20 protein-coding genes are annotated in these 22,743 nt (G+C 66.0%); 3 read left to right on the top strand and 17 right to left on the bottom strand.

What is annotated here, in order from left to right:
* The 4 genes from ABE485_RS17805 to ABE485_RS17790 form a co-directional block, all read right to left on the bottom strand.
* Window positions 1–552, bottom strand: a 552-nt coding sequence (locus tag ABE485_RS17805; protein WP_346516594.1) for an enoyl-CoA hydratase-related protein, incomplete at its 3' end; no start/stop codon positions are given.
* Window positions 549–1,841 (bottom strand): acetyl-CoA C-acetyltransferase, encoded by a 1,293-nt coding sequence (locus ABE485_RS17800; RefSeq protein ID WP_346516593.1) that lies wholly within the window; start codon window positions 1,839–1,841, stop codon window positions 549–551. The genes ABE485_RS17805 and ABE485_RS17800, both read right to left, overlap by 4 nt.
* 12 nt (window positions 1,842–1,853) lie before the next feature.
* On the bottom strand, window positions 1,854–4,202 hold the full coding sequence (locus tag ABE485_RS17795; protein WP_346516592.1) for an acyl-CoA dehydrogenase: 2,349 nt from the start codon (window positions 4,200–4,202) through the stop codon (window positions 1,854–1,856).
* 50 nt (window positions 4,203–4,252) lie between these two features.
* Window positions 4,253–4,924, bottom strand: a complete 672-nt coding sequence (locus tag ABE485_RS17790; protein ID WP_346516591.1) for a TetR/AcrR family transcriptional regulator — start codon at window positions 4,922–4,924, stop codon at window positions 4,253–4,255.
* 375 nt (window positions 4,925–5,299) lie between these two features.
* Here ABE485_RS17790 and ABE485_RS17785 point away from each other — a divergent pair, with 375 nt between their 5' ends.
* From ABE485_RS17785 to ABE485_RS17775, 3 genes are all read left to right on the top strand, one after another.
* Complete coding sequence (locus tag ABE485_RS17785; protein WP_346516590.1) at window positions 5,300–6,904, top strand: glucosamine inositolphosphorylceramide transferase family protein; 1,605 nt, start codon at window positions 5,300–5,302, stop codon at window positions 6,902–6,904.
* Window positions 6,905–7,466: 562 nt separating this feature from the next.
* The gene (locus tag ABE485_RS17780) at window positions 7,467–8,216 is read left to right on the top strand and encodes a response regulator transcription factor (protein ID WP_346516589.1); all 750 of its coding nucleotides are present in this window, start codon (window positions 7,467–7,469) and stop codon (window positions 8,214–8,216) included.
* Between the two features lie 354 nt (window positions 8,217–8,570).
* Window positions 8,571–9,233, top strand: a complete 663-nt coding sequence (locus ABE485_RS17775; RefSeq protein WP_346516588.1) for a helix-turn-helix transcriptional regulator — start codon at window positions 8,571–8,573, stop codon at window positions 9,231–9,233.
* A gap of 96 nt (window positions 9,234–9,329) precedes the next feature.
* On the opposite strand, the gene ABE485_RS17770 is transcribed toward ABE485_RS17775, so the two are convergent.
* The 13 genes from ABE485_RS17770 to ABE485_RS17710 are packed head-to-tail and all read right to left on the bottom strand — an operon-like array spanning window position 9,330 to window position 22,596.
* The gene (locus ABE485_RS17770; RefSeq protein ID WP_346516587.1) at window positions 9,330–10,604 is read right to left on the bottom strand and encodes a glycosyltransferase WbuB; all 1,275 of its coding nucleotides are present in this window, start codon (window positions 10,602–10,604) and stop codon (window positions 9,330–9,332) included.
* On the bottom strand, window positions 10,601–11,161 hold the full coding sequence (locus ABE485_RS17765; protein WP_346516586.1) for a putative colanic acid biosynthesis acetyltransferase: 561 nt from the start codon (window positions 11,159–11,161) through the stop codon (window positions 10,601–10,603). Before ABE485_RS17765 ends, ABE485_RS17770 begins: the two co-directional genes overlap by 4 nt.
* Window positions 11,158–12,045, bottom strand: coding sequence for a glycosyltransferase family 2 protein (locus tag ABE485_RS17760; RefSeq protein WP_346516585.1), 888 nt, complete (start codon window positions 12,043–12,045; stop codon window positions 11,158–11,160). Before ABE485_RS17760 ends, ABE485_RS17765 begins: the two co-directional genes overlap by 4 nt.
* A 13-nt stretch (window positions 12,046–12,058) precedes the next feature.
* A complete protein-coding gene (locus tag ABE485_RS17755) occupies window positions 12,059–13,186 on the bottom strand; it encodes a glycosyltransferase (protein WP_346516584.1) in 1,128 nt (375 codons plus the stop codon).
* On the bottom strand, window positions 13,179–14,471 hold the full coding sequence (locus tag ABE485_RS17750) for an O-antigen ligase family protein (RefSeq protein ID WP_346516583.1): 1,293 nt from the start codon (window positions 14,469–14,471) through the stop codon (window positions 13,179–13,181). The genes ABE485_RS17755 and ABE485_RS17750 overlap by 8 nt, the downstream gene beginning before the upstream one ends.
* Before the next feature lie 28 nt (window positions 14,472–14,499).
* Entirely contained in the window at window positions 14,500–15,402 is a 903-nt protein-coding gene (locus tag ABE485_RS17745; protein ID WP_346516582.1) for a glycosyltransferase family 2 protein, read from the bottom strand.
* Between the two features lie 20 nt (window positions 15,403–15,422).
* Complete coding sequence (locus tag ABE485_RS17740; protein WP_346516581.1) at window positions 15,423–16,739, bottom strand: lipopolysaccharide biosynthesis protein; 1,317 nt, start codon at window positions 16,737–16,739, stop codon at window positions 15,423–15,425.
* A 32-nt stretch (window positions 16,740–16,771) separates the two neighbouring features.
* Window positions 16,772–17,725 (bottom strand): GDP-L-fucose synthase family protein, encoded by a 954-nt coding sequence (locus tag ABE485_RS17735; protein ID WP_346516580.1) that lies wholly within the window; start codon window positions 17,723–17,725, stop codon window positions 16,772–16,774.
* A 6-nt stretch (window positions 17,726–17,731) separates the two neighbouring features.
* Complete coding sequence (gene gmd, locus ABE485_RS17730) at window positions 17,732–18,841, bottom strand: GDP-mannose 4,6-dehydratase (RefSeq protein ID WP_346516579.1); 1,110 nt, start codon at window positions 18,839–18,841, stop codon at window positions 17,732–17,734.
* A gap of 10 nt (window positions 18,842–18,851) precedes the next feature.
* Complete coding sequence (locus ABE485_RS17725) at window positions 18,852–19,214, bottom strand: VanZ family protein (RefSeq protein WP_346516596.1); 363 nt, start codon at window positions 19,212–19,214, stop codon at window positions 18,852–18,854.
* A gap of 37 nt (window positions 19,215–19,251) precedes the next feature.
* Window positions 19,252–20,682 carry a mannose-1-phosphate guanylyltransferase/mannose-6-phosphate isomerase gene (locus tag ABE485_RS17720; RefSeq protein WP_346516578.1) on the bottom strand — a complete coding sequence of 477 codons (1,431 nt, stop codon included), beginning with the start codon at window positions 20,680–20,682 and terminating at the stop codon, window positions 19,252–19,254.
* Window positions 20,683–20,687: 5 nt separating this feature from the next.
* Window positions 20,688–21,197 carry a GDP-mannose mannosyl hydrolase gene (locus ABE485_RS17715; RefSeq protein ID WP_346516577.1) on the bottom strand — a complete coding sequence of 170 codons (510 nt, stop codon included), beginning with the start codon at window positions 21,195–21,197 and terminating at the stop codon, window positions 20,688–20,690.
* Entirely contained in the window at window positions 21,187–22,596 is a 1,410-nt protein-coding gene (locus ABE485_RS17710; protein ID WP_346516576.1) for an undecaprenyl-phosphate glucose phosphotransferase, read from the bottom strand. The genes ABE485_RS17715 and ABE485_RS17710 overlap by 11 nt, the downstream gene beginning before the upstream one ends.
* Between the last annotated feature and the right edge of the window lie 147 nt (window positions 22,597–22,743).

Raw genomic sequence — 22,743 nt, 5'->3', positions numbered from 1 at the left:
CAGCGAAGCCGCGCGGCGGGCGTCGGCGCTCCGTCCGGTCAGCATCATGTCCAGCGCCGCGGGGGCGCCGATCACCTGCGGCAGGCGCAGCATGCCGCCCCAGCCCGGGAAGATGCCCAGCATGACCTCGGGCAGCGCAAGCGACGTGCCGGGCTGGTCGGCCACCAGCCGGTAGCGGCAGGCCAGCGCCAGTTCCAGGCCGCCGCCCAGGCAATGGCCCTGGATCAGCGCCAGGGTGGGGTAGCGCACCGCGGCCAGGCGGTTCATGAGGTTCCAGCCCCGGGCCACCAGGGCGCGTCCCTGTTCGGGCGTGTCCAGGCCGGCGAATTCGTTGACGTCCGCGCCCACGATGAAGCCCGTGGTCTTGCCGGACTGGATGACCAGGCCCTTGGGCGGCGCGGCGTCCAGCGCGTCCAGCACCACGGCGAATTCCGCCATGGTGTCGGCCGACAGTGCGTTCACGGCGCTGCCGGCGCGGTCGAACGTCAGCCAGGCGACGCCGTCGGGGTCGCGGTCCAGGCGCCAGTGGGAAAGCGTTTCCATTGTCGTCATGGGCGGTCCTCGTCCAGGGTTTCGACCAGCATCGCGCCGCCTTGGCCGCCGCCGATGCAGATGGCGGCCATGCCGCGCCTTGCGCCGCGGCGCTTGAGCGCTTCAAGCAGGTGCAGCACGATGCGGGCGCCCGATGCGCCCACGGGATGGCCGATCGCGATCGCGCCGCCGTCGACGTTGAGCTTGTCCGGGTCCAGGTCGCCCCACGCGGGCGTGCCGAAGTTTTCCTGGCAATAGGCCTCGTCCCGCCAGGCGGCCAGGCAGCCTAGCACCTGGGCGGCGAAAGCCTCGTTGATCTCCCACAAGTCCAGGTCATTCAGGCCCAGGCCATGGCGCTGCAGGATCGGGGTGGCGGCATGCACCGGGCCCAGGCCCATCAGCGCGGGGTCCAGCCCGGCCCATTGCGAGTCGACGATGCGGCCCAGCGGACGCAGGTTCCATTTGCGCACGGCGTCCTCGGAAGCCAGCATCAGCATGGCAGCGCCGTCGGTCACCTGCGAGCTGTTGCCCGCGGTGATGTTGCCCCACGGCTTGTCGAAGACCGGCCTGAGCTTGGCCAGCTTGTCCGGCGTGGAGTCTTCGCGCACGCCGTCGTCGTCGGCGTGCAGCTTGCCCTGCGTGTCGATCAGGGGGGTGATTTCGGGCATGCCGGCGGCGCGGGCGGCCAGCGCGCGCTGGTGGCTGCGGGCGGCGTAGGCGTCCATGGCGGCGCGGTCGATGCCGAAGAGCGTGGCGACGTTTTCCGCGGTCTGTCCCATCGACAGGCCCACGACCGGATCCGTCAGCCCCTTGAGCAGCCCGATGACGGGCGCCAGGTGCCTGGGCCGGAAGCCGCGCAGGGTGGCCAGTTTCGCGCCCAGGCCGCGCGCCGCGTACCAGCGCGATAGCCAGCGCACCATGTCGTCGGAGAACAGCACCGGCGCGCGCGAGAGCGCGTCGGTGCCGCCGGCCAGCACCAGGTGGGAGCGTCCCGACTGGATGTTGGCGATGCCGGAGTCCAGGGCCTGCATGCCGGACGCGCAGTTGCGCATCACGGTCCAGCCCGGCACGCGGTTGCCGCAGCCCAGGCGCAGCGCGATCACGCGGCCGATGTTCACTTCGTCGGGCGAGGGCGCTGCGCAGCCGACGATGACTTCGTCCAGCTCCGTGGGCGCGTAAGGCTGTCGCAGCAGCAGGGCGCGGCCGGCCTGCACGGCCAGGTCGCCGGCGGAGAACGGGCCTGGGCCCGTGCGCGCCTTCAGGAAGGGCGTGCGTGAACCATCGACGACGTAAACCGGTTTGAATGCCATCCGTTCCCTCCCTCAGGCGACCTTGCGTTCGGCCGTGGGCCGGTCCGCGCCCGCGGCGCCGAGGTCAAAGGGGAAATCATCCACTTTCACCACGGTATCGCGCAAGCGGTTGCGGCGCTTGACCACCGCGTATTCCTCCGCGGTGATGCCGCCGATCGCGACCGCGGCGTCGGCGATATCGCGTACGTTGGCTTGCGGATTGCCTTCCAGGGCGCCGCGCTTTTCGAGTTCGCGGATCTTCGCCTCGATGGGCTCGGCGTCCAGCGTGGCGGCCAGCGCCTGCTCGATCGCGCCCACGGGCTCGTCGGCCGTGTCGGGCAGGTGGCAGCCGGCGGTCAGGCGGTCGCGCGTCGCGCTGGGGCTGATGAGGAGGCGGGCGACGTCCTGGCCAAGCTGGTCCGACGGCAGGACCTGGCTGTGCCCCCACGGGAAGATGATGCGGCGCAGGCTCCACGCGACAAAGCGGTTGGGGAAGTTCTCGAGCACGCCGTCGAAGGCTTCCTGCGCCTTGAACAGCGCGTCCTGGATGGACCAGTGCGCAAGCGGCGCATCGGCGGCCTGCCGGCCTTCGTCCTCGAAGCGCTTGAGCGTGGCGCTGATGAGGTACATCTGCGACAGCACGTCGCCCAGGCGCGCCGAGAGGCGCTCGCGGCGCTTCAGGCTGCCGCCCAGCACCAGCATGGAAGTATCGGCCAGCAGGGCGAAGGCTGCCGAATAGCGGCTGAGCAGCTGGTAGTAGCGCTTCATGTCGGGCGCCACGTCGGCGTTCACGGCGACAAAGCGCGCGCCGGTCAGGGCGGTGCCCAGCGCACGGAACTTGTTCTTCGCGACAAAGCCCACATGGCCCCAGAACGCACGGTCGAAATCGTCCAGGCCCTGCCTGCGGTCCGCCGACTGCGCGGCCTGCATTTCGGCCAGCACATAGGGATGGCAGCGTATCGCGCCCTGGCCGAAGATGATCAGGCTGCGCGTCAGGATGTTGGCGCCTTCGACGGTGATGCCGATGGGGATCTGCTGGTAGGCGCGGCCCAGGAAGTTGGACGGGCCCAGGCAGATGCCCTTGCCGCCGATGACGTCCATGCCGTCATTGACGACCTGGCGCGCGCGTTCGGTGACGTGATATTTGACGATGGCCGACACGACCGAGGGCTTTTCGCCCAGGTCCACGGCGCCCGCCGTCATGGTGCGCGCCGCGTCCATCATGTAGGTGTGGCCGCCGATGCGGGCCAGGGCTTCTTCGACGCCCTCGAATTTTCCGACGGGCATGCGGAACTGGCTGCGCACGCGGGCATAGCCGCCCACGGCGCGCGCCGTGAGCTTGGACATGCCGGTGTTGGACGAGGGCAGCGAGATCGAGCGGCCCGCCGCCAGGCATTCCATCAGCATGCGCCAGCCCTGGCCGGCCATGGCGGGGCCGCCGATGATGAAATCCAGCGGCATGAAGACGTCGGTGCCGCGCGTGGGCCCGTTCATGAACATGGCGTTGAGCGGGAAGTGGCGGCGGCCGGTGTCCACGCCGGGATGATCGTGCGGCACCAGGGCGCACGTGATGCCCAGGTCTTTCTTGCCGCCCAGCAGGCCTTCTGGGTCGTACAGGCGGAACGCCAGGCCCAGCAGCGTGCAGACGGGCGCCAGCGTGATGTAGCGCTTGTCCCAGGTGACCCGCATGCCGATCACTTCGCGGCCCTGCCATTCGCCCTTGCAGACGATGCCGCTGTCGGGAATGGCCGCGGCGTCCGAACCGGCCCAGGGGCTGGTCAGCGCGAAGGCGGGCACCTCTTCGCCGCGCGCCAGGCGCGGCAGGTAGTGGCTCTTCTGTGCTTCGGTGCCGTAGTGCAGCAGCAGTTCCGCCGGCCCGAGCGAGTTGGGCACCATCACCGACACCGCCAGCGCCGAGGACCGCGTGGACAGCTTGGTCACGATCTCGGAGTGGGCATAGGCCGAGAACGCCAGGCCGCCGTATTGCTTCGGGATGATCATGCCGAGGAAGCCTTCGGCCTTGAGGTAATTCCAGACATCGGCGGGCAGGTCGAAGCGCTCTTGCGTGACGCTCCAGTCATTGACCATGCGGCAGGCGGTTTCGGCCTGGTTGTCCAGGAAGCGCTGCTCTTCGTCCGTGAGGCGCGGCCGCGGATACGCCAGCAGGCGGCGCCAGTCAGGACGGCCGCCGAACAGTTCGCCTTCCCACCAGACGGTGCCGGCCTCCAGGGCATCGCGTTCGGTGTCCGACATCTGCGGCAGCACCTTGCGGTACAGATTGAAGATCGGCGCGGACAGGAGCGCCCGCCGGACCGGACGCACCGCCAGGACGGCGGCGGCCAGGAGCGCAATGACAACCAGCGCGACGATGACTGCGTTCATTTCTTTGTCTCCGTGAATGTTCTTTTCTGGTTGCCGGCGCCGCGGCGCCGTCAGGTGCCGGGCAGGTGCGGCAGGGGAGAGCGCAGGCCGCCTAGAAGGAAGCTCATCAGGCGCGGCAGCAGCAGTCCGGGGTTATTGGGCTGTTCGGTGTCGTCGGTGGTCAGCCCCGTGACCGACTTGAGCAGGTCGGTGCCCATGATGGCGTACGAGGTGGCGCCCAGCATGAACTGGAAGCGCCAGATGATCTCGGCCCGGGGCACGTCAGGCAGCGCGGCGAACAGCGCGTTCCGGTAGCGGTCGAGCACGTCCGCGTATTCCTCGGCGAACAGCGCGCGAATGAAATCGGACGGGTCGGTCATGGTGCGTTCCAGCAGCGGCAGGAAGGTGCTGCCGGCCTGGGCGGGATCGGCGGCCAGGCGCAGCAGGGTGCCGAAGAACGCGTCCACGATTTGCGACGGCTTCAGCGGCTTGCCGCCGGATTGCGCCTCGAGTTCGTCCAAAAGCCGCATGCGCTCGCGATTCAGCACTTCCAGGCGGCGTTTTAGCACCGCCTGCACGAGTGACTCTTTGGAGCCGAAGTGGTAGTTCACCGACGCCAGGTTCACGCCCGCCGCGCCGGTGATCTGGCGCATGGAGGTGGCCTCGTGGCCTTGCTGCGCGAACAGGGCTTCTGCGGTGTCCAGGATGGTTTCCCGGGTGGACGTGGATTTGATTTCTTGCATAAGGTTGAATTCAAACGTTTGTTTTAAAACATTATGCGTGAGGGATGGACGAGAAGCGAGCCTCGGCTATCCCCAATAGGGTTTACCCCTAACCGCGAGCCAGGGATGCGCCCGGAACCCCGCGGCGCATCTCCACTCGCCCAGACGGATGACGCCGCCCCGGGCGGATGGATGAGCGGATTCCAGGCGGGAAGGCGGAGGATTGGCCGTTCGTCCTCGGACACCGGCCCTAGGATGAATGTGCTCTGGAACACGGCCCGAAAACCCCGCAGTATCAGCGCGAGGACGTGAATGCATTGCCCCGGATGTGTGCCTGGCGAGGCCCTCGCCGTCACGGTGCGGCAGGCCAATTGCCCTGAGACAGGAGCACGAGAAATGAAGACCTACAAGGTAGGACTGCTGGTTGACGGGTATGAGCAACCCGGCTGGATGCATGAGATGGTTGAGTGGCTCGTCCACAGCCAGGATTTCGAGCTTGCCGCATTGCTGGTGATGAACGGAGAAGGGCTGGGCAAGGCGCCCCGCTTCGGCGTGAAGGCCTTGTTCGGCACGCTGTCCCGCCTGGAATCCAAGCTGCTGCCGCAGAAGCAGCGCGTGATGCTCGCGTGCGGCGACATGCGCCAGACGCTGCCGCCGGACAGCGCCGCGGTGGTGCCGCTGACGCCGGGCACCCTGGACGCGCAGGAGCAGCGCGAGGTCGAGGCCCTGGGGCTGGACCTGGTCATTACCCTGGGCGCTTCGCTGGCGACGCGTCCGCAAATGGCGAGCTGGGCGCGCATGGGCGTATGGCAGCTGAGCTATTCGGATATTGCAGTGGCAACCAGTCGCTATGTGGGCTTCTGGGAGGTCTTCCAGCGCGAGGATCACACCACCGTAAAACTCTGGCGGGTCGGCGCGAGCGAGGCCGAAGATGAACTGCTGGACCAGCGCAGTTTCAACACCGAAGTGTTCTGGCTGAAGAATCAGGCGCGCGCATTCAGTTTGGGGAACTTCATGGTTTATGACGCCTTGCAGGCGCTGGCACGCGCGCGGCAAGGCGTCGCGCCTCCAGCCATGCAGATCATGAGCGGCCCGCGCCGCGCCGATCCGGCGGAGTGGGACAGCATCGCATATATCTCGCGGCAGGGCTGGTTAATGTCGGATCTGGTTGTGCGGCGCATCATGAAACGCAATGTGCGCTGGCGGATTGGTATGTTTCCCTCGGCGCGCCAGCAGGCGGTGGTATCCGAGGCAATGGTATTGCAACCGCCGAAGGGCAGATTCTTTGCCGATCCGTTTGTTTATACCCACGACAAGAAGCCGTATATATTTTTTGAAGATTACGATTTTACTTCCCGCAAGGGCACGATCTCGGTCGCGACCTACTCCGACGGGGCTTTCCGGCTGTTGGGTACTGCGCTGAACCTGCCTTATCACCTGTCGTTTCCATATATATTCGAGCACGAAGGCGTGACCTACATGGTGCCGGAAACGTGTGGAAATCGCAGTATAGAGCTCTGGAAATGCACTGAATTTCCACTGAAATGGGAGCTTGACGTTAATCTGATGACGAATATATCTGCGGTCGATACCATTATTTTCAAACACGGAGAATACTGGTGGCTATTAACAAATATCGATCGCACCGACGGCCAGAGCCATTGCGACGAGCTGTTTGCGTTTTTCTCCGATTCGCCCCGCTCGACCACCTGGACGCCGCACGCCTGCAACCCGATCGTGCGCAACCCGATGCGCGCCCGCAACGCCGGAATCGTTGTGTCGCCTAGCGGAGACGTGATCCGCTGCGCGCAGTACCAGGGCTTCTGTCACTACGGCAAGGGCGTGTCGCTCAACCGGATCGAAGAGCTCACGCCTTCCACCTACGTCGAAACCGACGGCGAAATCCACTATGCAAGCTTCCTGAGAAAACGCCATGCTTCAATGCACCATTGGCATCATCAGGGGGGGCATACGGTTTTCGACTTCGCCTACATGGAGTAAATTCGCCTGCCGGCGTAAAAATAAAAAATGTTACCTCTATTTCGAATACAGGGACCGTTCGCGGGCTTAATGTGTCCGCAGATACATGTAGACAGCTTTCCCTTCAAATCCGGCTGTTTCGTGCCGCGTCCGGCGGAAGTCAGGACGCGGCTTTTTTTCGTCTGTAACATGAGCCCGCGCGCCTTTCGGGGGAGCCTTGCGCGGCGTCTGTCATAGGGGAAACCGGCCAGCCCCGGCAGAGGCGCTGGTGAAAACCCTAGCGGTAAAAAGGACGAGATGGGAGTCTCATCCATATTTACGATCGTGATTAAGGCTAACGAATGATTTCTGATTTTATCGGATTATATCGCCCTGAAACGTCTTGATTTTGACAAATCCGAACCATAAGATGGGTTCATGCCATCCAATATGTTGGCTACCAAAGTCTCCCAGCCCAAATGTCCCGGTCCAGCTTCATTAGATATTCCGGGATATGCGGACCACCCCCGCGGGGCTGGATAAAAAATAGTCTTCAGCACAGCGAAGATCCCTTCTAGGCCCGTCGAAAAACCGGGAGGACACCATGGCCAAGATGGTCCTGATTGAAGCCCATCCGCTCTTGCGGTTGGGGTTGTGGCAGATTCTTAGCAAGTTGGATGATGTGTGGGAAATCGAGGGGATGGGCCTTGCGGACGTGTCCAAGGCCGACGGCGTGCATGCGGGCGCCGATCTCCTGATCTATGGGTTGCCTGTGGACACCGATGAGGCCTGGAGCGCCTTGCACGAGATTCAACGCGTGCTGACGCCCAAGCGGATTCTGCTCCTGACGGACGTGATGCCGCTGCCCATGCCTGTGCAGGGCCTGCCTGGCGCAAGCGTCTATGGCTGCCTGATGAAAACGGCTTCGGTCGAAATCCTCGAAGCGGCGATCCGCCTGGTCATGGCGGGCGGCCAATGCTTCCCCAGCGAACAGGCGCTTCAGGCGCCTGCCTCGACGGTGTGCGCCCTGCCGGCACGGGACGCGGAAGATTCCGGCTCCAAGGGCGCCATGCCCGTCAGCGCGGGGGCGCAGCTGCTCCAGATCACGCCGCGCCAATACGAAGTCCTGGTGCTGCTGGCCAGGGGCTATCCGATCAAGACTGTCAGCCGCATGCTGAACATCTCCGTGGCGACGGCCAAGACGCACGCGTGCACGCTCTACCAGCGCCTGCATGTCAAGAACAAGGGCGAGGCCGTCTACGCGGCCCTGCAGCGCGGCGCGACCTTGGAATGGCATGAGCCGAATGGCAGGGAAGTGGACGCCGGGCAGCTCTATGGACGCAAGCTCGGGTAGCGGGACTGCGCTGCTGCCCGGCAGCCTGGAACACCTCGTTCCGCAGCTGCCGGGTCCGCGCATAGCCAATACGGCTAAGGCATAGAAAGCAGGTATCGGCAGAGGCTGTCAGGCAGCTTTCCTCCACCAATCATCCTCCTGAACGAGATTCAGCGGACGTAGCCGCTGATAGCATGGGTTGTGTCCGCAAGCATGGATTGATAGGGCGAATCACTTAGTCTCGCCACAGCAATCCGAGGTAGCGGAAGGGACTCCCTGAGCCTGGCGACGCGCGTGAACTCCGTGCATCGCGCCGCGTTGCGCCAGCGCGATGGGAACCGTTAGTGGGCCATGCGTCACAAGGTTCTTCCCGGGATGACAACCGTACTGATCGAAGACTACGCTCTGCTTCGTGTCGCAATTCAGCATGTGCTGGAACGTGTGCGGAACGCCGACGATATCCTGGCCATTTCGCCAGCCCACCTGCTCAACATGTCCAGCTCCATCAACCGCCCAGTCGAACTGCTGGTGGTCGGCTGCAGCGGCGCGGCCGAGCAGGACATCGGGCTCCTATCGCAGGCGATGGCTTTTTTCATGCCCAGGCTGGTGCTGGTGCTGTATTCGGCGCTGGACCAGAGCGTGATGGCCGCCTGCGCGCGCGCGGGCGTGGCCGGCTATCTGCCCAAGGCCTCCAGTCCGGATGCGCTGGCGGCGGCGGTCAGCCTGGTGGTCGCGGGGGGGGAATGCTATCCCCAGCCCGCCGGCAGGCCTCCCAGCGCCGCGCATGCCACCGTGCAGGAATTGCGCGAGCTGACGCAGCGGCAGGAAGAGATCCTGCAACTGCTGGTGCAGGGCAAGACCATGCGCGAGATCGGACAGCAGGTGGGCATATCCGTGGCCACCGTGAAAAGCCACGCGCGTACGCTCTACTGGAAACTGAATGCGCGCAACCAGGCCGAGGCGGCCTACATCGCGGTGCAGATGGGACTGGTCAGGAGCGCCAACGCGCCGTCGCAGGGCAAGGGCGAAACCAGCTGACAGCGCACGCGCGCAACGAGGCAGGGCCTGTGCGGGTGGCGACGCCGCCCTCACAGGCCCTGGTTCTTTTGGGGAGATCGCGGCGACGCCGCCGGATCAGATGTCGCCTTCGCTGGCGCGGGTGTCGGCCGTTGCGGCACGGCCCTTGCGGGCCGCGACGACAGCGGCGAATTCGCGTTCCGCCGCGCCCAGCACCACGTCCACGTGCAGGTGGGCCAGCGCGTACTGGCGGGCGGCCGCGCCCAGCGTTTCGCGGATCTGCGAGTTGTAGCTCAGCTTGCGCACGGCTTCGGCCATGGCCACCGCGTCTTCGGGCGGGGTCAGCAGGCCGCAATGCGCCACGACGCTCGCCAGTTCCGTGCCGCGCGCCGCGCCGCACACCACCGGCCGTCCGCTGGCCAGCATGCCGGTCAGCTTGGAGGGCATGACCAGGTCCGCCGCGCCGGCGCGCTGCGGCAACAGATGGATGTCCGCGGTGTTCAGCAGGGCGCCCAGGCGCTCGGCCGGCTGCAGGTCCAGGAAGATGACGCGGGTGAGCCCTTTGCACTTTTCTTCCAGCGCCGCGCGCTCGGGACCCTGGCCGCAGAACAGAAACCACAGGCGGTCTTCGCGGTTCAGCCGGCGGGCCACCTCGGCCAGCGTCTGCAAGCCCTGCTTGCCGCCCATGTTCCCGGAATAGAGCGCGACGATCGCGTTGTCGGGGATGCCGAGCTGGGCGCGGTAGTCCCCGCCCTCGGCCAGCGGCGTGATCGCGTTGACGTCGATCCAGTTGGGCAGCAGCACGGCCCGGCCCGGGTCAATGCCCTTGGCCAGCGCCAGTTCCAGCATCCGGTTGGAAATCGTGGATACGCGATCGAAGCGGCGCATCAGCCAGCGCTCGGCGCGCTTGACGACGGCGCGCAGTCCGGCGCCCTTGAGCAGGCCGAGTTCGAAGGCGGCGTCCACTTCGTAGTCCTGGATGTGCAGCCAGGCGCGTGCGCCGCAGAGCCGCGCGGCCAGCCAGGCCGCGGGCGCGCAGAACAAGGCGGGCTCGACCACCAGGATGATGTCCGGCCGGCGCATCGCGGCGCGCAGCAGCGACGGCAGGCTGGACAGGGCGAAGCTTGCCAGGTGGACCAGGCGCTTGGCGCCGCCGGGCTTGTCCGGCACCCACAGCGGCGCGCGCCTGACCGTCACGCCGCGGCGTTCTTCCTTGGCGTAGCGCCCCGCGCGGTAGCCGTCGTGGACGCGCCATTGCGGATAGTAGGGCGGAGCCGTGACGACGCTGACCTCGTGGCCGCGCGCCGCAAGCCATTCGGCCAGCTCGGCGCTGTATTTGCCGATGCCGGTCAGTTCGGGCGCGTAGTTGATGCCATAGATGAGTATTTTCATGTTGGCGCTGCGGTGCGGGGCCGGATGGGACGGCAGGGGTTGCCGTGGCACACCATGCCCGACGGCATGTTGCGGAACACCGAACTGCGCGCGCCGATCACGGCCTCGCGCCCGATGGTCACGCCCGGTCCGACGAAGACGTCGGTCGCCACCCATGCGCCTTCCTCGACACGCACCGCGCGTTCGCGCAGAGGAAAATCGGGCTGGCCGGCATCGTGGTCCGCGGCGCACAGGTAGCTGCGCTGGGACACCACGGCATGCGCGCCGATCTGGATGGGGCCCAGGCTGTAGATCACCGCGTCATCGCCGATCCAGGCGTAGTCGCCGATCTCCACCTTCCAGGGGTAGGTCACGGTGGCGCTGGGCCGGATCAGCACCTTGCGGCCCACGCGGGCGCCGAAGCAGCGCAGCAGCCACCGGCGAAAGCCATAGGCCACCTGGGGCGACCAGCGGAACAGCGTCCCTTGCACCATCCACCACAGCTGCACCGTCAGCGCCGAGCGGCCGCGCTGTCCCGGCGCCAGCGCGAACTGGTCCAGGCGTTGCAGTGCGCTCATTTGGCCGCTCCCGCGACGGCGTCGCGTTGCGACGTGGCGGCGCGTTCCCGCTTCGCCTTCAGGATCTCCTCGGTCTTGATGCGGATCTGCCAGTAGTACATGGCGCGCGCGACGGCATAGTCGTAGCCGGCCTTGCCGTCCAAAAAGCCCAGCCGGAAGACGTAGGAATGCAGGAACGAGATTGGCGCCTTGAACGGCATGGCCTGGAAGATGCGCTTGAGCAGGGCGCGTCCGCCCACGTTGGCTTCGCGCGGGTCGTTCATCAGCCCCTTGGTGCGCAGGTTCGCCTCCCAGTCCGAATAGCGGTTGTGCTTGTCGAAGTAGTGATAGAGCGAATCGTGGTCGTTGTGGACCATGCGCTGGCGCAGGGCGAAGGTCTCGCCTTCGACCTGGGGCTGGTAATGGCCTTCCACTTCCCACATGTTGGCGACATCCAGGTCGTCATAGTCCAGGAAGCGCGAACGGTCGCGCGCCAGGAGCGCCAGCTTGTAGACCCTGTGCCCGTGTTCCAGCTTCTTGCCGCAGAACACGTAGTCGAACGGCACGAACGCGCCGCCGGCGCCCGCGGCGAATCGCGGCAGCGCTTCGCGGATCTCGGCCGCCAGGCCGGGCGTCATTTCCTCGTCGGCGTCCACATACAGCACCACGGGGTGCGTGAACGGCAGCTGTTCCAGGCACCATTGCTTCTTCTTGGGATACTTGCCGTCCCATTGGAAGTTGGACACGCGCGCGCCCAGGGCCGTGGCCATTGCGCAGGTCGCGTCCGTGCTGTTGGAATCGACCACGAAGACTTCGTCGAACTCCACCAGCGCCTTCAGGCACTTTGCGATGTTGCGTTCCTCGTTTTTCGTCATCACCACGACGGATACCGGTATTTTCTGCATGATGCTGTCCTGTTCAGGGCGTGCCGCGTTGCATGAGGGGCTGGAATAGCTCGATGACGTTGCGGCAGTGCCGCTCCAGGGAGAACGCGTCCGCGCGCTCGGGTCCCTGGGCCGCCAGCTTTTCGCGCATGGCGCCGTCGTAGGCCAGGCGGCGCACCGCCTCGGCAAGCGCCTCGGCGTCGCCGACGGGCACCAGCAGGCCATAGCGGCCCGAATCCAGGATTTCGGCCGGACCGTGGGGACAATCCGTCGAGATCACGGGCACGCCCAGGCATAGCGCTTCCACCAGCACGTTGCCGAAGCTTTCGCGCACGGATGTCAGGGCGAAGGCGCCGGCGCCGGCGATCATCGGGAACGGGTTGTCGATGTGGCCGGCCAGCGTCACCGGGCTGCGCGACGCCTTGTCGTCGATCCGCTTCTGCAGGGCGGCGTGTTCGGACCCTTCTCCCAGGATGGTGAAGCTGATGCGCGGATCGTCCAGCAGCGCGGCGGCGTCGATCAGCGTGGCGTAGTCCTTGACGGCCTCCAGGCGGCCGACGGCCACGACCTGGAGGGACGAGTCGCCGGCGCCGGCCTGGGGCTGGGCGCCCTGGCGGCGCACGTTGTCGAGCGGCACGCCGTTGTAGATGGTGTGCACCTTGCCGCGCAGCGGCGGAAACATGCTGACCAGGTCTTCCTTCACCCCGCGCGACACGCCCACCACGGCATCGTGCCGCCGGTAGGTCTGGCTGACCAGCCAGCACTTCAGGCGCCGCATCTTGGATGCGCCGTAATGGATGGCCGGGCTGCTGTGCTCGAAGGCCACCGTGCTGAACTTGCCGCGCAGGATCTTCTTGGCCAGCACCACCAGCATGTTGCACAGCAGGCCGTGCGAGCAGACGATGGCGGGCTTGTCCCGCCGGATCTGGGACAGCAGCTTAAAAAAGGCGAAGGGCAGCATGAGCCGCAGCTTGGTCGGGGATTCGATGACGGGCAGGGCGCGGGTGACCTTGGGATTCGCGATGGGATATTCGCGGTTGCGCGAACGCAGCAGGAACAGGGCGGAGTCCACTCCCTGTTCCGGCAAGGCATCCACGATGAAGGCGACGCATCTTCCGACGCCGCCGTGCAGGTCAGGCGCGACAAACAAGACATCAGGCATGGGGTATCACTCGCGGTGGCACCCGGCGCACGGCGTCCGGGCGAGGGCTGGGAACGGACGGTTCGTTACGAGGTACGGGCATGATCTGTGCATTGCGGATCAGCGACAGGCAATAGCACAGCAGGAATCCGGTGAAGGCGGTCTTGGGCGCGTAGGCCAGGCCGCCGGACATCGAATCGATGAAGATATAGATCGGCGCCGTGGCCAGGAGATAGCGTCGGTGCATCTCCAGTCCGGGATGGGCGTAGCGCCGGAACAGCGAGAACAGCAAAATCAACAACGGGGGCAGCATGATCAGGGTCGTGCCCACCACGCCGAATTTCATCAGGTAGAAGGCCCACGAGTTGTGCGCGAAGGTGCTCAGTTCGAAGCCGTTCTCGCCCATGACCCAGCTTCGGAACCCGGCCCCCTTGCCGAACACGGGGCTTTCCGCGAAGAAGTCCATCTGGCCTTCCATTTCCTGGACGCGGGCGCCGTAGCTGGAGTCTTCGTCCAGCCGCTCGACGCTGAAGATGCGGTTGGTCAACACGTCCAGATAGCCGATGCTGGCGAAGATCAGCACGCCGGCCACGGCGGCGGGCGCGAAGATCAGCACGGCGCGGCGCCGGATGTCGGCGCTGCCCGCCAGCAGCACGGCGATCACGACGGAAATCGCCAGCTGCAGATACTGGCTGCGGTTCAGCGAAAACACCAGCGCCATCACCATGTACAGCGTCAGCGCGTAGGCTTTGGGCCCCGACACGTTCAGCGTGCGCCGGAAATACAGCAGCGACACCACGCCCATCGGGATGGCCCAGACGCCCAGCCGCACGTTGCGCAGCGGATTGGCGACGCTGAAGCCCGTTGCCTGCTCCAGCAGCATCAGCGTGGCGACCATCAGGCAGGCCGCCACGATGTACTTCTGCAGCACGGCATAGGCGCGGGGGCTGTCGATGTCCTTGTAGCAGAGGAACGGCGTGCACAGGAAATAGAAGACGATGCGCAGGTCGCGCGCCACGTCGCCGGTCTCGATGCCCGGGTGGTGCATGGACACCATCAGCAGATAGATCACCGATATGGCCTGGATGCCCAGCAGCATGCCGAGCGCCCCGCGTGGAAACGCGTAGGCGCCCGGGTCGGCGAGCCTGAGCGCCTTGACCCCCAGCATGGCCACGAACAGCAGGTCGAACGGCGACAGCTTGAAGCTGCCGACCCCGACGATGAACCGGTCGTCGTTCAGCGCCAGCGCGGTGAACACGAACAGGCCCAGCAAGTGCAGGGTGGAGAGTCGGCGGCGCGGTTTCATTGCAGCTCCGTTTCAGTGAGGCCAGGGCCTAGTGCGCGGCCCAGTCGTCGCGGCCGAATATCTTCGTGGTCAGCTTTTCAAGAAGATAGGACAGGTCTCCCTGGCGGGCGTGGGCAGCCACCTTCGAGGCGCGGCAGGACAGCTCGAACAGGCGGCCCAGGCCGGGTTCGGTGCGCCGGATGCGGCTGACGATCTGCTCGCGTTCCTCCAGCAGCACGTCCTGCATCAGCGCGGTCTTGGTTTCGTCGTGGGCGGTGTAGACGCCCAGCGCATCGGGCACGATCAGGTTCTTGCCCTCGCGCAGCAGCCGGCTCCACAGCTCCAGGTCCATGCAGTAGCGCATGCTCTCCTGCAGCAGGCCGTACTTGCGCAGGAGGTCCCGGCGGAAGATGGCGGACTGGTTCGGTATGGACGCCTTGACCACCGTCAGCGTGCCGCGGTTGACGGGCGTGTAGTGGATCTTGCGGAAGATGCGGTTGTCGGCGTCCGCCACGAAGAGGTTGCCGCTGACGATCGGCGCGCGGCCGCGCGCCGCCGCCGCGCCCAGCTTGCGCAGCGCGCCGGGAAAGTACAGGTCGTCGGAATTCTGCCAGCCCACGTAGTCGCCCGTGGCGCGCTCGAAGCCCTTGTTGATGGCGTGCGACTGGCCGCGGTCGGGGGTGCTTTCCCAGTAGGTCAGGTAGCGCTCGTACTTCTTGATGATGTCCACGCTGCCGTCGGTGGAGCCGCCGTCGATGATGATGTACTCCAGCCGCGGATAGCCCTGGTTCAGCACGGAAAGAATGGTGCGCTCCAGGAACTTGGCCTGGTTGAACGAGGGGGTCACGATCGTCACCTTGGGCAACAGGCCGCTGGCGATGGGCGCTGGCGGGCGGAGCTCACGGACGAAGTCGATGAGCTGGCGTGAATACTCGTTATGGCGCTTGCGCATGTAGGACCTCAGCATGTTGGTTAACGGGTGGCCGCAGGCATGGCGCCCGGGAAGTCGGGGCGGGATTGACGGATGGCGAGAGCCACGCCGGCCAGCGTGATCGCCGCATAGGCCATGCGGCCCCAAGCCGCGGCGTGCTCCCCCGCCACGTGTACCAGTCCCGCCATGACGCAGAGCATCGCCAGGCCGCCCAGTCCGTTCAGGATCGCGACGGCGCGGGAGTTGCCCAGCCCCAGCAGGGAGAAATGCGCGGCGGCGTTCAGGGACAGCAGGCCCGACGCCACGATCAGCAACTGGAAGGTTCCCAGGTGGCCGCTGGCGACGTTGTCGCCCAGCAGCAGGTTCAGCAGCGGCCGGCTGACCGCCAGCACGGCCAGCGTGGCCCCGGCCGACAGCGCCAGGTTCCACAGCATCATGCGGCGGATCTCGCGTTCGGCCGCGCCCGCATAGGGCGGCGATACCGACAGGCGCGTGACGCGAGGCATCGCCTTCTGAAAGATCGCGACCGACGCGGTGTGGATGATCTGGCCCACCTGCACGCCCACGGTATAGATGGCCAGCGCCGCCGGCCCCATCAGGCTGCCGACCAGCACCCGGTCCACCGAGCCGAACGCCAGCGCGCTCAGGCTGTTCAGCCACGACCAGCGCGAAAAGCGGAAGGCGGCCATCATGGCGCCGCGGTCGCGCACGGGCCGCACGATGAAGCGATCGTAGGCGCGCGAGAACACGCGCATCTTCACGCTGCCCGCGATCAGCAGGCCCAGCGCCTGCGCCAGCCCCGTCCAGGTGGGCGACGCGGTGTACCAGGCCGCCGCGCAGGCCAGCGCCATCGTGCCCGTGCGGCTGAAGACCTCGCAGAGCGCCGTGGCCCGGAAGTCCTCGCGCCCCTTCAGGCACCCGGAAAACAGTTGGTCATACTGCTGGGTCAGGTAGATGGCGAGCGCCGGCATCGCCAGCATCGTCACCGCGACGCCGCCGAAGGTGGCGTCGGGCCAGCCCAGCCACACCGCGCCCCACAGCAGCATGGCCGCGAGGGTCACGACGCCCAGTGCACAGCCGATCAGCGACATGCTCACGCCGGCCGCGCGATAGGCGCCGCCGGGCTCGTGCATGCTTTCCGAGACCAGCTTGGTCGCGGTGACGGCCGCGCCCAGGTTCGCCGCGTTGCCGAAGCCGGCCAGGGCGATGATCATCGAGTACTGGCCAAAGCCCACCGTCCCCAGTTGCCGGAAAAGGATGGGCAGCGCCACCAGCGCCGCGACGGGACCGATGCCGTACTCCACCAGCCCCCAGAATGAGGCATTGCCGGCGATGTGTTTCTTTACGAATCCAAGCATCGGTAACCCTGTCTGTCATGGCGGCGCGGCTGTCAAGCCACCGGCAGCGCCTGCTGCGTGCGTTCACGCAGGAAATGTCCGTAGGCCAGCGTGATGCCGTGCGTGAGCGAGATCTCCGGCTTCCAGCCCAGCGCCTGCACGCGGGATGAATCCATCAGCTTGCGCGGCGTCCCGTCGGGCTTGGACGTGTCGTAGACGATGTTGCCGGCGTAGCCCACCACCCTCGCCACCAGCTGCGCCAGGTCCGCGATGGAGATGTCCTGACCGGCGCCGATGTTGTACATGCCCTCGGCTTGCGGATGCTCCATCAGCATGACGCAGGCTTGCGCCAGGTCGTCCACGTACAGGAACTCGCGCAGCGGCGTGCCGGTGCCCCAGATGGTCACGCTTTCCTGGTTGGCCTCGCGGCCCTCGTGGAATTTTCGGATCAGGGCCGGCAGCACGTGGCTGCTGTGCAGGTCGTAGTTGTCGTGCGGGCCGTACAGGTTGGTCGGCATGGCGCAGATGAAGCGCGCGCCGTACTCCCGCTGGTAGGCCTCGCACAGCTTCAGCCCGGCGATCTTGGCGATGGCGTAGGGCTCGTTGGTGGCTTCCAGCGGGCCGGTCAGCAGGGCGTCTTCGCGGATGGGCTGGGGCGCCTCGCGCGGGTAGATGCATGACGAACCCAGAAACAGCAGCTTGCGCACCCCGGCCGCATAGGCGGCCCGGATCACATTGCACTGGATCATCAGGTTCTTGTACAGGAAGTCCACCGGATGGGTATTGTTGGCCAGGATGCCGCCCACCTTGGCGGCGGCCAGGTACACCACGTCGACCGGCGTGGTCGAAAAGAAACGGTGCACCTGGTTCTGGTTCTCCAGGTCCAGCTCCGCCCGGCTGCGGGTCAGCACGTTGTTGTAGCCGCGCCGGTGCAGTTCGCGGGTGATGGCCGCGCCCACCATGCCGCGGTGGCCGGCCACGAACACGCGTTGGTCCAGGTTCGTCATGTCGGACTACTCCTTGTAGGCGTAGATTTCGTAGCCGTTCTGTTCGACCAGGGCGTCGCGCCGCGCATCCTTCAGGTCGCTTTCGATCATTTCCTTGACCAGCTGCGCGAACGTGGTGCGCGGCGACCAGCCCAGCTTTTCGCGCGCCTTGGTCGGATCGCCCAGCAGCGTCTCGACTTCGGTCGGGCGGAAGTAGCGTGGATCCACGCGCACGATGACCTGGCCGGGCTTGATGTCGTGGACCGGCGAGAACAGCACGGTGGCGGTCTCTTCCAGGCCTTCGCCTTCCCAGGCAAGCAGGATGCCCAGCTCGCGCGCGGCGGTGTTGATGAACTCGCGCACGCTGTATTGCATGCCGGTCGCGATGACGTAGTCCTCCGGCGTGTCCTGCTGCAGCATCAGCCACTGCATTTCGACGTAGTCGCGCGCATGGCCCCAGTCGCGCAGGGCGGACAGGTTGCCCAGGTACAGGCATTCCTGCAGGCCCAGCACGATGCGCGCCAGGCCGCGCGTGATCTTGCGCGTGACGAAGGTTTCGCCGCGCTTGGGCGATTCGTGGTTGAACAGGATGCCGTTGCACGCGTACATGCCGTAGGCTTCGCGGTAGTTCACGCTGATCCAGTAGGCGTACAGCTTGGCGGCGGCGTAGGGGCTGCGCGGGTAGAACGGCGTCGTTTCCTTCTGGGGCGTTTCCTGCACCAGGCCGTAGAGCTCGGAGGTGGACGCCTGGTAGAAGCGGCTCTTGTTCTCCAGCTTCAGGATGCGGATGGCTTCCAGCAGGCGCAGGGTGCCCAGGCCGTCGGCATTGGCGGTGTATTCCGGTTCCTCAAACGAGACTCCCACGTGGCTCTGCGCGGCCAGGTTGTAGATCTCGTCGGGCTGCACCGACTGGACGATGCGGATCAGGCTGCACGAATCGGTCATGTCGCCGTGGTGCAGCACGAAATTGCGGGGCTGGTCGTGCGGATCCTGGTAAAGATGGTCGATCCGCGCGGTGTTGAACAGCGAAGCGCGCCGCTTGATGCCGTGGACCTCATAGCCCTTGGCCAGCAGAAGCTCCGCCAGATAGGCCCCGTCTTGGCCAGTTACGCCGGTAATCAGTGCCCGTTTTGGCATGGTTGTGTCCTTAAGACTTAGTGACTGCACGAAAGGAGCCGATGGCTGCGGTACCAATGTGCAATGAGATTACTGTTGCACCAGCCGCTGAGATATCGGCCAAAAGGTCTAAGAGTTCAGCCTGTCGGTAGGGAAAAAAGGACTGGATTGATTCATCCAGCGCACCCATGGCGACGGCCGCCAGCATGGCCACCAGGGCCGGGCGCCGGTTGACCGAGATGTAGATCAGCCCGGTCAGGAAGGCGTAGGCGGCCAGGTGCAGCCGCTTGTCGCCAAAGGCGTCCGACATGTCCGCCGCCAGCCCGGGCAGGTTTCCCACCGTGACCAGCACGGTGAAGAAAACGGCCGCCAGGGGCAGGCAGATGCGGGCCATGCCGGGACGCCAGAAGGGTTCATGCTCCTTGATAGGTTCAGACACGGCCGTACATGTCCTGGAAGCGGACGATGTCGTCTTCGCCGAGATACGCACCCGACTGCACCTCGATGATCTCCAGCGGGATCTTTCCCGGGTTTTCCAGGCTGTGGATCTCGCCCAGCGGGATGTAGGTCGACTGGTTCTCCGTCAGCAGGTACTGCTTGTCGCCGTTGTAGATCCGCGCCGTGCCCGACACCACGATCCAGTGCTCGGCGCGGTGGTGGTGCATCTGCGAGGACAGCCGGGCGCCGGGTTTGACGGTGATCCGCTTGACCTGGTAGCGGGGGCCCTGGCCCACCGAGTCGTACGACCCCCAGGGTCGCTGGACCTCGCGGTGGTGGTTGAGTTCCGACCGGTGCTGGGTCTTGAAGACCTCGACCAGCCGCTTGACGTCCTGCGAGCGCGACTTGTGCGCCACCAGCACGGCGTCGGCCGTCTCGATCACGACGATGTCGTCCAGGCCCACCGAGGCCACCAGACGGCTGGTGGAATGGATGAGGCAGTTGCGCGAGTCCTCCACCATGACGTCGCCGGTGGTGGAGTTGCCCTCCAGCGTTTTCTGGGCAATGCCCCACACGGCATCCCATGCCCCGACGTCGCTCCACGAAGCGGCCAGGGGAATGACCACGGCGCTGTCGGTGCGCTCCATGATGGCGTAGTCCATGGAGTCGCTGGGGCACGCCTCGAAGGACGGGCCATCCAGGTGGAACAGCCCGTTGTCGCCGTGGCCGGTGGCCACGGCGGCCTGCGCCTGCTCGAGGATCTTGGGCGCAAGGCGCGCCATCTCCGACAGGAAGACGGACGCCTGGAACGCGAACATGCCGCTGTTCCAGTAGTAGCCGCCATCGTCGATGAAGCGCTGGGCGACCTCGGGGGACGGTTTTTCGACGAAGCGGCGCACGCGGCGCGCGGGCGCCATGGCGCCCGGCTCATCCGCCTGGATGTAGCCGTAGCCGCTGAGCGGGGCGGTCGGCTTGATGCCGAACGTCACCAGCGCGCCCTGGCGGGCGGCGTCGTAAGCCTGGGCGAATGCCGCGCTGAGCACTTCGCCGTCTTCCAGCACGTGGTCCGACGGCATGATGAGCATGATCGGGTCTTCGCCGTCCTGCATGGCCCGCAGGGTGGCGGCGGCTATCGCCGGCGCCGTGTTGCGCGCAAACGGCTCCAGGATCACTTCCACGTCCTTGATGCCCAGCTCCTGCGCCTGCTCCGCGGCGATGTAGCGGTGGGCGTCGTTGCACACGAGCATGGGCCGGGCCGAGGCGCCGGCCGAACCGAGCCGCAGCAGGGTGTTCTGCAGCAGGCTGCGATCATCGGTCAAACGGATGAACTGCTTCGGCAGCAGTTCGCGCGACAGCGGCCACAGGCGCGAACCTGATCCGCCGCAGAGGATGACTGCCCGGTACGGGGGAGGGGGGTTGGTCATGGCTCTCACTCCTTGAAGTAGGCCTGGGTGTACGGATGCACGCCGGGATCGGCGGCGATCACTTCCCCGGGGAGCCAGCGGTAGCCGTTGTGCTGGACGAGGGGAAGGCTTGCGGTATCCAACGAAAGCTCGGCCTCATAGGCGAGGACGACGTAGTGGGTGGAGCGACCGGCTTCACCCGCGAAATTGGTGCCATAGAAGTGCTCGTAGACGCCGCGGGGCTTCCAGGCCAGTTCTGGCAGGGTCGGACCCAGTTCGTCGTGCACGATGCGGCGCAGCGCGTCGCGCAGGGGTTCGTTCTTGCGGATGCGTCCGCCTGGCACGAACCACGCGCCCTGGGCGGGCGGATTGGCGCGCAGGCCGGTCAGGTAGTTGCCGGCCCCATCGCGCAGCAGCAGGTCGATCGACACCAGGGGCAGCATCTCGACCGCCTGGCGGAAGTCGGACCTGCCCAGCACGCCGCCGCGCGGCGCGGGTGTTTCCCGCACAGGCCATCCCAACGGCTTAGTAGACATTGCGGCCCGTCCATCCAGACACCGCCGTGCGGGCGATGATCAGCAGGTCCATCCTGAACGTCCAGTGCTGGATGTAGTAGATGTCGTGCTCGACGCGGTCGCTCATCTTGCGCAGCGTGTCGGTCTGCCCGCGAAAGCCGTTGACCTGCGCCCAGCCGGTGATGCCCGGCTTGACGCGATGCCGCATCATGTAGCGCTGCACCAGGTCCTTGTACATTTCGTTGTGCTCCAGCGCGTGCGGGCGCGGGCCGACGACCGACATGTCGCCCATCAGCACGTTCAGGAACTGGGGCAGCTCGTCCAGGCTGGTGCGCCGCAGGAAGCCGCCGATCCGCGTGACGCGGCGGTCGTCGCGGGTGGCCTGCGTGACCACGCCATGCTCCTGGTGCACGGTCATGGTGCGGAACTTGTAGACGTGGAACACCTTGCCGTCCACACCCAGCCGGGGCTGGGTGAAGAAGACCGGGCCGCGCGACGTGGCCTTCACCAGCAGGGCCACGGTCAGCATGACGGGAGACAGGCCCAGCAGCGCGCAGAACGCGAAGCTGCGGTCGAAGACTTCCTTGGCCCAGCCGCGCACGCCGGCGGCCGGCAGGCTGTTGAGCTGGATGGCGGGTAGCCCCAGGAATTCGCCGATGCGGTGTCCCAGCAGCTGGATGGACATCACGTCGGGTATCCAGCGGATATCCACCAGGTCGTTGCGCAGGTGATACAGCACTTCGCGCAGCTCCTGGCCGGCCTCCATCGGCAGCACGATCCAGATCTCGCGGACATTGTTCTCGCGGACGAAGTCGTGCAGGTTGTCCAGGTCATGCAGGCGGCGGACCTGCGGAGGCAGGATCTCATGCGGTTCGGCGTAGATCCCCGACACCTCGTAGCCGGCCTCGCGGTACTTCTCCACCCGGCGCCACATGTCGTGGCCGAGCGCGCCGAAGCCCACCAGCAGCACGCGCTTCTTGTTCAGCCCGCGGTCGCGCGCCGCGCCCAGCACCGCGTAGACCGCGATGCGCACGCCGGCCAGCGCCAAAGCCGTAATGCCAAACCAGGTAGCCGCCCATAAGCGGGATATCGCGCCGGTCTGGTGCATGAGAAAACTGACCAGGATGCCCAGCGCGAACACGGTGGCCCACGCGGCCAGGCTGCGGACCACCAGGTCGGTCAGCAGGCGGCCGCGCCAGGACACATACAAGCGGAAGGCCGGGAAGATGGCGATGGCGCCCAGGCCGCACAGATAGATCAGGAACAGATGAATCTGCGGAGGATCCGTCAGCGCCTCATCCGAGAATTTCAAGCCGGTGGCAGTCAGGCCGCAGGTGATGACGATCGCGGCGTCGAGCAAGCGATAGAGATAGCTTGTCCCGCTGAATCTTGCCGACGTGTCCGTTTGGGACGGGTCCATCGCGCACTCCTGTTCGGGGGGGAGCGCCTTGCGCCAAGCAAAAACTGTGCAGTGCCGCAAAGCATGTGGCTACCGACAAAATCTTATTGAGAGCGCCGCGTACCCGAAACCTCCAAACGATGTAGGAGAAGGCTTAGGGCATCCGTC

The sequence above is a fragment of the Achromobacter spanius genome (genome assembly GCF_039673305.1).
GTDB lineage: Bacteria > Pseudomonadota > Gammaproteobacteria > Burkholderiales > Burkholderiaceae_B > Achromobacter > Achromobacter spanius_F.
This window is presented reverse-complemented; position numbering and strand designations above follow the sequence as displayed.